At 72.4% G+C, this 11,010-nt stretch carries 7 protein-coding genes; 2 read left to right on the plus strand and 5 right to left on the minus strand.

Features of this window, described 5'->3' with window-relative positions:
- Positions 1–97: 97 nt before the first annotated feature.
- Positions 98–2,449: a GH92 family glycosyl hydrolase gene (locus tag QFZ58_RS04775; protein ID WP_307123632.1), complete on the minus strand. Its 2,352-nt coding sequence runs from the start codon at positions 2,447–2,449 to the stop codon at positions 98–100.
- Positions 2,450–2,778: 329 nt separating this feature from the next.
- Here QFZ58_RS04775 and QFZ58_RS04780 point away from each other — a divergent pair, with 329 nt between their 5' ends.
- Positions 2,779–3,978, plus strand: coding sequence for a DMT family transporter (locus QFZ58_RS04780; RefSeq protein ID WP_307123633.1), 1,200 nt, complete (start codon positions 2,779–2,781; stop codon positions 3,976–3,978).
- Here the strand turns inward: QFZ58_RS04780 and QFZ58_RS04785 are convergent.
- Positions 3,948–5,324 carry a transglycosylase family protein gene (locus QFZ58_RS04785; protein ID WP_307123634.1) on the minus strand — a complete coding sequence of 459 codons (1,377 nt, stop codon included), beginning with the start codon at positions 5,322–5,324 and terminating at the stop codon, positions 3,948–3,950. The genes QFZ58_RS04780 and QFZ58_RS04785 overlap by 31 nt on opposite strands.
- A 390-nt stretch (positions 5,325–5,714) precedes the next feature.
- On the opposite strand from QFZ58_RS04785, the gene QFZ58_RS04790 reads away from it, so the two are divergent.
- Positions 5,715–6,095 carry a hypothetical protein gene (locus QFZ58_RS04790; protein WP_307123635.1) on the plus strand — a complete coding sequence of 127 codons (381 nt, stop codon included), beginning with the start codon at positions 5,715–5,717 and terminating at the stop codon, positions 6,093–6,095.
- Positions 6,096–6,468: 373 nt separating this feature from the next.
- Here QFZ58_RS04790 and QFZ58_RS04795 read toward each other — a convergent pair whose 3' ends face one another.
- The 3 genes from QFZ58_RS04795 to QFZ58_RS04805 form a co-directional block, all read right to left on the minus strand.
- Positions 6,469–7,602: a S1 family peptidase gene (locus QFZ58_RS04795; RefSeq protein WP_307128771.1), complete on the minus strand. Its 1,134-nt coding sequence runs from the start codon at positions 7,600–7,602 to the stop codon at positions 6,469–6,471.
- A 151-nt stretch (positions 7,603–7,753) separates the two neighbouring features.
- On the minus strand, positions 7,754–9,277 hold the full coding sequence (locus QFZ58_RS04800) for a carboxylesterase/lipase family protein (protein WP_307123636.1): 1,524 nt from the start codon (positions 9,275–9,277) through the stop codon (positions 7,754–7,756).
- A gap of 247 nt (positions 9,278–9,524) precedes the next feature.
- Positions 9,525–10,997, minus strand: coding sequence for a UDP-N-acetylmuramoyl-L-alanyl-D-glutamate--2,6-diaminopimelate ligase (locus QFZ58_RS04805; RefSeq protein ID WP_307123637.1), 1,473 nt, complete (start codon positions 10,995–10,997; stop codon positions 9,525–9,527).
- Positions 10,998–11,010 lie beyond the last annotated feature (13 nt).

The raw sequence follows: 11,010 nt of genomic DNA on the forward strand, positions 1-11,010 counted from the left end.
CATGGCGCCCGCCACTGGACACACGGTCCGGGGGCGGGCGCCGATGCGTACGGCACCCCTGTCTCAGCGCCTGTTTCAGCGCCTGCTCAGCGCGTTCTCAGCGCAGAGGCGGCGGGGCGTCCGAGGGAGACGTGCCCCAGGTGGAGGGTTCCGCGCCCACCTCGAACGAGAGCGAGCGGGCCGAGCGGATGTCCTGGGTGGTCAGGTAGGTCCGGGGCTGGTCCGCTCCGTCGAGCCGGGCGGAGCGGATGTAGCGGTCGGTGTCGGACGTGCCCGGTGCCCGTACGGTGAACGACCCGTGCGGGTAGTAGCGGCGGTCCAGCGTGAGGTCGACCCGGTCGAAGACGGGCGTGGACAGACCCCAGGTGTCGGTGCCGGGCTGGACGGGGAAGATGCCGATCGACGACAGCACGTCCCACGCGGACATGGTGCCCATGTCGTCGTTGCCGGTCATGCCGGTCGGGGTGTCGGTGAACAGGGTCAGCGCGCCGTGCACCACGTCGGTCGTCTTCCAGGGCTGCCCGGTCGACAGGTAGGTGTAGGGGGCGATGAGGTCCGGTTCGTTCTGGGGGTTGTACTTGTCGGCGTTGTAGTAGTCGTACGGGCCGTTGACCCACACCTCGCGCACGGTCTTCGCCGGATCGGCGAGGAGCTGGTCGTAGGCAAAGAAGGAGTCGAGGCGCGCGTTCGTCGCGTCCGTGCCGCCGATCAGGTCGACGAGGCCGGGCAGGTCCTGGGGTACGAGCCACTGGTACTGCCACGACGTGCCCTCGTGGAAGCCCTCGCTCTGCGCCGGGTCGGCCGGTCCGGTGAAGGCGCCCTGTCCGTCACGGGAGCGGAAGAAGCCGGTCGAGGCGTCGAAGATGCGGTGGTAGTTCTGCGCCCGCTCCCGGTAGCGTCGGGCGTCGGCGTCGTGGCCGAGCTCGGCGGCCATCTCGCCGAGCATCGCGTCGGACAGCGCGTACTCGAGGGTGGCGGATCCGCCGTGGTCGTAGTCGGAGTCTCCGGGCTTGGCGTGCGGGCGGCCCTTGAGGTACGGGACGAATCCGTCCGCCAGGTACTCCTTGTTCGCCTCGCGGCCCACGGCCGGTGAGCCGGCGGGAGGAACGCCGTCGGCGTTCTTCTTCAGGGTGCGGTAGGCCTGCTCCTCGTACCCCTCGAGCAGCCCCTGCTGGTAGGCGTTGGTCAGGTAGGGGGTCACGGGGTCACCCGTCATGATGTTCGTCTCGACGGTTCCGTAGCCCCACTTGGGCAGCCAGCCGCTCTGCTCGTCGATCTTCAGGACGGAGATCGCCATGTCCCGCGCCTCGCGCGGGGCGAGCAGCGAGAGCAGTTGTGCCTGGGTGCGGTAGGTGTCCCACAGTGACCAGTTCTGGTAGTACGAGAAGCCCTTGGCACGGTGGATCTTCTGGTCCCAGCCCGTGTATCGGCCGTCGACGTCCTGGCCGACGTTCGGGCCGAGGAAGGAGCGGTAGAGGGAGGAGTAGAACGTGCGCCGCTGGGTCTCGGTGCCTCCCTGGGCCTGTACGTCGTCCAGGCGTTCCTCCCAGGTGGCGCGAGCCGCCCGGGCGACGCGGTCGAAGCTGCGGCCGCCCTCGGCGCGCAGGTTGCGGGCGGCGCCGGCCGCGTCGACGTAGCTGATCGCGGTGGTGGCCTCGACGGTCCGGTCCTTCGTGGTGTCGAAGCGGACCCAGGCGCCGTTGCCGCCGGTGCCGGTGGACCGGGGTGCGCCGGTCACCGAACCGTCCTTCCAGGTGCCGGAGTCGGCGAAGGGGCGGTCGAACCGGGTGACGGTGTAGAGGGTGTACGGCTCGGTGTCCTGGCAGAAGCCGCGGCCCGTGATGGCCGTGCGGACCGTACGGGAGTCGAGCACCTCCACCGTGGTGCTGACCGTCCGGTGCAGGGACTGGCCCGCGTTGATCAGGACGTTGGCCTTGTCGGTGGCCGGGAAGGTGTAGCGCTGGACCCCGGTGCGCTCGGTGGCGGTCAGCTCGGCGTCGATACCGCCGTACGAGGTGAGACCGACCTGGTAGTAGCCGGGGCTCGCCTTCTCGTCGCTGTGGCTGAATCCGGAGGCGTACGCGGCGTTGTCCGTCTCGGTGATGTCGCCCGTGGTGGGCAGCACCGGCAGGTCTCCGCCGAGACCGCAGCCCACGCCCGAGGGGTGGATGCTGCTGAAGCCGCGGATCTCGGTGTCCGTGTAGTCGTATCCGACGCTGTGGCCGGTGTCCGGCGAGAGCTGGACCATGGAGAAGGGGACGGCGGCACCGGGGTAGGTGTTGCCCTCGTTCTGGCTGCCGATGAACGGATTCACCAGGTCGGTGAGGTGTCCGTCCGCGCGGGGTGCCGCCTGGGCCGTGGGGCCGGTGGCGAGGATGCCTCCGAGGAGCGCGACGGCTGCCAGCGTCGCCGCCGGTCCGCGCAGTCTCGGCCGTTGGGTCCGATGCATGGGGGGAAGTCCTCCTTCAAGGCTTGGACAACGTTGTCAGCATGGGCCTCTACAACGTTGAAATATAGGCAGTGGCATGACAACACGCCCCGGCCCCGGTGTCCAGGTGCACGACGTGACAACGACCGTTCGTCACCGCCGCCCGTGACACGGCGCAGTCGCGCGGCGGCTCCCCGTACGCCGTCGGCCGCATCTTCTGACTCCTGGGGGATGCGGGACTACCGTCGGGAGGAGGACCCAGGAGTGGTGTACGTACTACCGGAGCAGTACGCCGAATCGCCGCCTCAAGGACGACGACTCGGCGGCCTCGACGGGACATCGTGGTGTACATGAGTTCCCTTGCGCTCTCCGTGCTTCTGTCACTGGTCTCCGCGGTCGCCTACGCGGCCGGGGCGATCGTCCAGGAGCGCGTGGCCGCGGCCGGTGACGGCCGCCCGTACGCGCCGCTGCGCAACGCCGTCTGGTGGGCGGCGGTGGCGCTGAACGGCGTGGGCGCGCTGCTGCACGTGGTGGCGCTGGCCTACGGCCCCCTCAGCCTCGTCCAGCCGCTCGGCGCCCTGACGATCGTGTTCGCGCTGCCGATGGCGGCGCTCTTCGTCCACCGCCGGGCGGGCAGGACGGCCTGGCGCGGCGCGGTCATGGCGACGGTCGGACTCGCCGGGCTGCTGGCGCTCACGGGAAACGCGGGATCGCACACACTGACGAGTTCCGAACAACTGATGCTGGCAACGGGAACGTTCGGCGCGGTCGTCGCCGCGCTCCTGCTCGCCCGGGGATTCCACCACCCGATGCTGCGCAGTGTGGTGCTGGCCACCGGAGCCGGCATCGCGTTCGGCATCGCCTCGGTCTTCACCAAGACCGTCGCGGTGGAGTGGACGTCCGGTTCGGTGACCTCGGGTCTGCCGACGCTGCTGGTGATCGCGGGCCTGGCCGCAGCCGGCCTCCTGCTCTCCCAGGCCGCCTACCGGGGTGCCGGGCTGACGGCGCCGCTCGCGACCGTCACGGTGGTCAATCCGGTGGTGGCCGCCGCGGTGGGCATCACCGTGTTCGGGGAGCAGTTCCGCCACGGCTTGACGGGAACCCTGGGCGCGCTCGGCTGCGGTGCGCTGGCGGCGGCCGGGCTGATCCTGCTGACCACGGAGCGGGTGGGGGCCGAGCGCCGCGCGTCGCACGGGGCCCGGGCGGGCGAGCATGCCCCACCGGGTACCGACGGGGAGGGGCGCACGCCGGAGCCCACCACCCCCGCGCAGGACGCGGACGGCCCGCAGGACGGGCAGGGTGCTTCGGCGCTCCCCGGGCCCGCGAAGCCGCCGGCCCCCCGTGAGGCGGAGCCGCCCGCCCCCTTTCCGGCGCCGACGGGGTTGTCGCTGCCCCTGACACTGCCGTTGGAGCACGGTGGAGGGCGCGTGGAGTTCGGCAGGGAGCGGCCGGCGTCCGGTCCGGCGCGCAGGGGTGACTTACCCGGCCTGGGCACCGGGGCGGCCGGGACCGGTGTGGTTCAGACGCTGACGCCTCCGGCCCTCAGGTAGGCCAGGGGATCGACGTCGGAGCCGTAGCCGGGGCCGGTGCGGATCTCGAAGTGCAGGTGCGGACCGGTGCTGTTGCCCGTCGAGCCCGAGCGGGCGATACGCCGGCCGCTTTCCACGCGCTGGCCCTCGCGCACGTGGAGCGCCGAGAGGTGCGCGTACTGGCTGTACTTGCCGTCACTGTGCCGGATGACGATCTCGTAGCCGTACGCCCCCGCCCAGCCCGCCGAGACGACCGTCCCGGATGCGACGGCCTTCACCGAGGTTCCCGTGGGAACGGGGAAGTCGACGCCCGTGTGGTAGCCGCTCGACCAGGAACCCGCCTGGTGGTAGGGGGTGCCCGTGCGCGCCTGGACCGGCGCGGTGAAGCCGGAGTGCTGTTTGGCCGCCTGCTTCGGCCTGGCCGTCTGCCGGGGCTCGGCTGCGGGCTTCGAGGACTGCTTGGGTGCCGGTCTCGCCGTCCGCTCCGGGGCGGGCTTCGCCGTCCGCTCCGCCGCGGGCTTCGCCGTCCGCTCCGGGGCGGCCGGCCTGGACTCCTTCTTCTGTGCGGGCTTCGCCCCGGGCCGGGCGGCGGGCTTCGCGGCCGCTTTCCGCGTCGGGGCGGCCGTGCCGGCGCTCGGCGCCTTGGCCATGTCGAGGCTGAGCCGCTGCCCGGGGAGGATGAGGTCGGGGTCGGCGCCGACGACGGCCCGGTTCGCCGTGTACAGGCGCTGCCAGCCGCCCTGGACCCGTTCGGCGGACGCGATGCCGGAGAGGGAGTCGCCGCGCTCGACGGTGTACGACTCGCGCGCGGTGGGTACGGCCGTCGGCGACGGGGCCGCCGGCACGGCCTTGTCCTGCCTCGCCCTGTCCTGCCTCGCCCCGCCCAGCGCGGCCTTGCCCCTCGCCGACGTGCCCGGCGCGGACTCCTGCTTCGTGGCGTCGACCGGCGCGCTGCCGCGCGTCTGCGGAGCGACGTCCGGCGCGTCGCCTCCGCGCGTCAGGCCCGCCTGCACGGAACAGGCCGGCCACGCTCCCGGCCCCTGCCCGTCCAGCACCTTCTCGGCGACGGCTATCTGCTGGTCCCTGGTCGCCAGGTCGGCACGGACGGCGTAGGCGGTACCGCCGTAGGCGGCCCAGGTCGAGCCCGTGAACTGCAGGCCGCCGTAGTAGCCGTTACCCGTGTTGATGTGCCAGTTGCCGGTCGACTCGCACGCGGCGACCTTCTCCCACACGTCGGTGGAGGCGGCACCGGCCGAGGCAGCCGTGAGAAGCGGGAGCGCGAGTCCCGCGCCACCCGCCGTCACCGTGAGCGAGGCACGGTTGATCCGGCTGGGCTGATATCTGCGGTGCCGTCCGTTCGCGGCCATGACTTGGCTCCCCCACTGACAGTAGGACACGTGGCAAGCGGCCAACTTATGGGCAGGCAAAGGGCCGTGACAAGTGTGTCACCGGAATGCGGGCCATCCTGGCCACCCCGTCGTCCCTCGCGCGCACGGCGCACGCCTCGGGCACGCACCGCGCACGCCTCGCGCGCTCGCCTCCCGGCCGGGCCGCGGAAGGACCGGCGCCCCTGCGGCCGCACCCCGGTCCTCGCCCTCGGAGCCGCGGCCGGCGGTCCGTGAGGCCGTCGGCCCGGGGGCGCGGAGTGGAGCGCCGTCAGGGCCGCTCGAGCGGCCCTGACGGCGGGTGCGGTCCGGCACGCGACCGGTGCGGACCGGCGATCCGGTGCGGGGGGCCGGTGCACTTATGCTCACCGTATGGAGCAGAGCGAAGTCCTCAAGCGAGTGATCGGCATCCTGACGGAGGCGGGCGAGATTCAGCGCCAGGCCGAGGACCTGGACGGGGACGATCCGGAGGTGGGCGGCAGCATCGTGACGACCCTCCTCAACGAGACCATGCCGCACATCGCCATTCCCGCGGACGCCAGCGTCGAGGATATGGCCGCCCTCGTGGGCCGCGAAGTCGGTGGCGCCGTCGAACAGTTGGTCGGAGCGTTCACTCTGGCCTTCATCGCGCTCGCTCAGATCCACGACTCGGGCCAGCAGGACGTCACCTCCGCCGACGTGCTGCAGGACCTCGCGCTGCGCGCGGAGGAACTGAGCTCCGGGGACGACGACGGCCCCGAGGATTCGCTCTAGGCACTCGTTCGGACCATGCCGGGCCCGCATGCCGTGCCTCGCCGCGTCGCCGTCAGCCGCCGGGGCTCCTGCCCCAGGCCTCTCGGCCCGCTCGAGCCGGAAGACCCCGGCTGGGCCTCTTCCATCCTGTGACGCACGGCTCCGGGCCCGCTCCCCGTTCCAGCCTGACCCGGGCGAACGCCTTCGCCTCCGAGGCGAGGTGTGCCGTCCTCGTGGCCGGGCGGAGCGGGCGCCCCGTCAGGTGGGTGCCCGTCCGGGCCGGAGGGGGACGGCCGGCCACCGAGCCCGAGGTCTGCTGCGGCCGTCGGGCCGGCCCGAGGCCGCAGCGGACCGGCCGCACACCGCCGGATCACCGGACCCGGCGGCGGTCGGTTCAGGCGGTGTGGAGCGTGAGCCCGTAGCGGCTGAGGATCTCGTTGATCGGCTGGTGCCAGGTCTCGCCGCCGCTGCTGCAGTTGCCCCAGCCGCCCGAGGTGACGCCCTGGGCCTGGTCACCGCTGATGAACGACCCTCCCGAGTCGCCCGGTTCGGCGCAGACACTGGTCTTGGTCATCTGGCGGACGGCGCCCTGGCTGTAGTTGACGGTCTCGTTCTTGGCCAGGACGTTGCCGCAGTGCCAGTGCGAGGTGGATCCGGAGCGGCAGATCGAGGCGCCGACCGGAGCCTCGCTGGAACCGCGGACCAGCTGGTCGGAGACGGTGCCCCAGCCCAGGACGACCGGTACGGTCCACCAGCCGCTGCCGACGTTGACCCAGGCGTAGTCGTTCTCGGGGAAGGACGACCCCTGGAAGTTGCCTATGGCCGAGCCGTCCCAGCCCCTCACCGCTCCGCCCGCCTGGCCGCAGTGTCCGGCCGTGACGAAGCCCCCGTACACCGAGAAGCCGATGGAGCAGCGGACGTTGCCCGTGTAGTACGGGTCGCCGCCGACCGTCCCCGCGGCGAAGGTCTGCGGGGCCCCGGCGGTCTGCCTCACCGTGACGGGACCGGCTTTCCGCGCCTTGGCGACGAAGGCACGGACATCGTTGTCATCACGCTGGGACGCGACGACGTCCACCACGACGGTGCTGGCCCGGGGATCGACGTGCCAGCTGCTGACACCGGCCGGCGCCGGAAGGGCGTCCAGCCGGCTCTTCGCGGTGTCCAGCTGCCGTGCGGTGTGGTCGACCAGCCGGGCGTCCGCGCCGGCTGCGCGCACGGAGCGGGCGGCGTCGCCGTCCGTGACGGCGACCGTCAGTTTGCCGCTGTCCGCGTCGAACCAGGAGCCGCCGAAGGAGGCTCCTGCCGCCTTCCGCGCGGGGCCCTCCAGGGCGGTCGCCGCCTTCTCGGCGGTGAGCCGGGCCTCGGCCTGCCCCTTCGTCAGCCCGAGGTCCCTCTGCATCGCGGTGATCAGACCTGACGACGCCTGCGGTTCGGCGGCGGGGGGAGCGTCCGCTGCGGAGGCCTGGGTCAGGCCGGCGGTCGCCCAGGTGCCGATGATGAGCAGTGCGGACAGACCGGTCCGCACCATCGTCGTATGTCTCACGGGGAGTGCCCCTTCTGTTGTTCCAGCATCGTGGGGGTGGAACAGGAAGCACCCGAGAGCGGAACTGAGAGCGCTCTCAGACTGCTGTGACAGGACTGTAATGGACATCGCTAGTCAGGTCCATGCCAATGACGGATCAGGGTGCGAGCAGCGGGAGTCCGGCGGCACGCCACGGTGCACGGAACGCGTCCCACCGGCCCCGGGAATCGGACCCACTCGGCTCCCCCGTGTCCCAGATGCGGACGGGACCGCCGGCGTCGGGCGTGACCGGCGGCCATCCGGGGTCGCCTGAGGCCGCGAACCCCGCCCAGGCGCGCACCATGCGCTGCGCCAGTGCCCGGTCCGCCTCTCCCGGCGGCCCGCCGACGAGGAAGTGGCAGGGCTCCTCGCCCACGTTGCCGAACGCGAAAGGGATGTCCGCGCAGTGCCAGGCCCGGACCCGCTCCCCGCCGCCGCCGCGCTGCCGTGCGAAGCGGGAGAGGAAGGCCCGGCCGCCCGCCCGGGCATGGGCTTCGGCGAGCCTGCTGCTGTACTCGCCGAACAGCAGGTCCCCGTACACCGCCAGGTAGAGATCGAGGACGGGGGCGCCGGGAAGAAGTGCGCGGTAGGCGTCCAGCAGCGCTGGGGACAGTCCGTGGTCGGCGGCGAAGAGGGCGAGCTGCCCCTCCGTGGTGACCTTCGCGCTGCTGCCCACGGCGTCCAGGAGCCAGTACTCCTCGACGGCGTGGCAGACGAGGAGGTCCACGGCCCGGGCACTCCCGGTGGCGCACGCCGTGAGGGGGTCCAAGGGGAGCGTGTCGACGCCCGCCACCGGCCCGTAGATCGCCGGGTCGTAGTGGCGTGGGCCCGAGCCGGAGTCCCGCCGGTAGCCCTCGGCGACGGCGTCGGAGGCCTCGACGAGGGCAGCCGGGGACGCGGAGAGCAGTCCGTCGCGCGTGGCGGGGACGCCGGCCGCCACGGCCACCTCCGCCGTGGTGAGGGCCGCGGAACCGGGCGAGGCGCAGGCGTTCACGGCGGAGTGGGCGATGGCGCGTCGGAAGAGGCCCCGCGCCCGGTCCGTCGCCATCAGGCAGGCGACCGAGGTCGCACCGGAGGACTGGCCCGCCACGGTGACGTTCCCGGCGGCGCCGCCGAAGGCGGCGATGTTGTCCCGCACCCACTCCAGGGCGGCGATCTGGTCGAGCAGGCCCCGGTTGTCCGGGCACGGATCCATGCCGCGGGCGGGCGGGACATGGCCGAATCCCTCGAAACCCAGTCGGTAGTTGAGCGTGACGACCACGAGTCCGTGACCGGCCAGGGCCGTGCCGTCGAAGTCCGGCTGCGCGGACGAGCCGAAGACGTAGGCGCCACCGTGGATCCAGACGAGCACGGGCAGCTCGTCGCCCTCGTGCGCCGGGGTCCAGATGTTGAGGCTGAGGATGTCCTCCTCCCCCGGCGACCAGGCGGGCGCTCCAGGCAACTGCGCCGACTGCGGTGCCACCGGCCCGAAGTCGGTACAGGTCCTGACCCCGTCCCAGGCCGCGGCCGGACGTGGGGCACGGAACCGGTCTGCCCCGAACGGCGGTGCGGCGTACGGAATTCCGCGCAGCACCGCGACTCCCGGATCGCGCGGGGACGTTCTCCCCGACACCGCCCCGCTCCTGGTCATGAAGACCGTCATCCGCTCTCCCCGCTCCTCCCGTCCGCCGCACGCCGGGCGGTCCAGGTGGCAGCCTTTCACCGCACGGCCGGCCCGGGCCAACACCAGGATCGCGGCGATTGACACACTGCCGGTGTGGATCGGGTCGCAGTGCGCACCGCTCAGGACGTGCGGGAGGTAGGACCTGCCGCCCAGGGCGCCCCTCCCCCGGAGCGCGGACCGTGGAGGGGGCGGGGCGCCGGACGCGGTTCGGGGTCCGCGGCCGGGCTCAGCCTCCGGCGATCTCCCGGGCCGTGGCCATGTCGCTGAAGGGCAGCAGTTGGTCCCCGATGATCTGGAAGGGCTCGCTGCCCTTCCCTGCGATGAGGACGACGTCCTGCGGGCCGGCCTCGAACAGGGCGAAGCCGATGGCCCGGCGGCGGTCGACGAAGCGCTCGAACGGTGTACCGGTCGACTCGATGCCGGGCGCGACCTGGTCCAGGATGCCCTCGGGGTCCTCGCCGCGCGGATTGTCCGAGGTGAGCACACACAGGTCGGAGTGGGTACCGGCGATGGCCCCCATCTCTGCCCGCTTGGTGGTGTCCCGGTCCCCGCCGCAGCCGAAGACGGTGATGACCCTGGCCGGGGCGAACCCGCGGATCGTGCCCAGCACCTTGTCCAGGGAGTCGGGGGAATGGGCGTAGTCCACGATCACGGAGGTGCCCGTCGCCGTCGTGAAGCGTTCGAACCGGCCCGGGATCTGGGGCATCTTCTCGAGCGCTGCGACCAGTCCGGGCAGGTCGTGCCCCAGGACGTGGCAGGCCGCCACCGTGGCCAGCGCGTTGGCCACCGAGAACCTGCCCGGCGAGGGGATCGCCGCCGGGTACGTGCGGCCGTCGTGGTGCAGGGTGAAACGGGTGCCCTCGGCGTCGACGGTCAGATCGGTGGCCCGGTAGTCGGCCTCGGTGTCGAGGGCGTACGTGGTCACCGCACCGGGCATCATCGCCGAGATGCCGGCCCCCACCGGATCGTCGGCGTTGACCACGGCGTGCCGGCACAGCCCCTGGAAGAGACGGAGCTTGGCGTCCCGGTACTTCTCCATCGTGCCGTGGTCGTCCAGGTGGTCCTGGCTGAGGTTGGTGAAGATCCCCACGTCGACGAACGTACGGTCCACCCGGTGCGTCAGCAGACCCATCGACGTGGCCTCCAGGACCACGCTCCCCACCCCCCGGTCCCGCATGCACCCCAGCAGGTACTGCAGGTCGGGCGACTCCGGTGTGCTCAGCACCGACCGGGGCATCGGGATCAGCTCGTCGCCGATCCGGCTGCCGGCCGTACCGATGACCCCGGTCCTCGCACCCTCGGAGATCCGCAGGACGGATTCGACCATGTACGAGACCGAGGTCTTCCCGTTTGTGCCGGTGATCGCCACCATGTCCATCTGCCGCCCCGGCTCACCGTGGTACCGCGAGGCCACGACCGCGGCCGCCGTGCGGGTGTCCGGCACCCGTACGACGCAGACGTCCGCCGGCCCCGCCGGCAGTACACAGCTGCCGTCCACGACGACCGCCGCCGCGCCCCGGGCGAGCGCCGGGGCCACGGCGCCCGGGCCCCCCTCCTCGTGCCCGGGAACAGCGACGAACAGTGCTCCCGGCATGACCCGGTCCACGTCGAAGGTCGTCCCCGCGGTGATCGAGGTCGCCTCCGGATCTCCCTGGAGGATGTGGTGGTCCAGCCCGGCCAGCAGCCCGCTCAGCTTCAAAATGGTCCCTTCG

Source organism: Streptomyces sp. B1I3 (assembly GCF_030816615.1).
Classification (GTDB): domain Bacteria; phylum Actinomycetota; class Actinomycetes; order Streptomycetales; family Streptomycetaceae; genus Streptomyces.

Excerpts from the sequence above, each read along its gene's own strand:
- QFZ58_RS04795 (WP_307128771.1), bottom strand. The coding sequence starts at position 7,602 with ATGGTGCGGACCGGTCTGTCCGCACTGCTCATCATCGGCACCTGGGCG.
- QFZ58_RS04775 (WP_307123632.1), bottom strand. The coding sequence starts at position 2,449 with ATGCATCGGACCCAACGGCCGAGACTGCGCGGACCGGCGGCGACGCTG.
- QFZ58_RS04800 (WP_307123636.1), bottom strand. The coding sequence starts at position 9,277 with ATGACGGTCTTCATGACCAGGAGCGGGGCGGTGTCGGGGAGAACGTCC.
- QFZ58_RS04790 (WP_307123635.1), top strand. The coding sequence starts at position 5,715 with ATGGAGCAGAGCGAAGTCCTCAAGCGAGTGATCGGCATCCTGACGGAG.
- QFZ58_RS04780 (WP_307123633.1), top strand. The coding sequence starts at position 2,779 with ATGAGTTCCCTTGCGCTCTCCGTGCTTCTGTCACTGGTCTCCGCGGTC.
- QFZ58_RS04785 (WP_307123634.1), bottom strand. The coding sequence starts at position 5,324 with ATGGCCGCGAACGGACGGCACCGCAGATATCAGCCCAGCCGGATCAAC.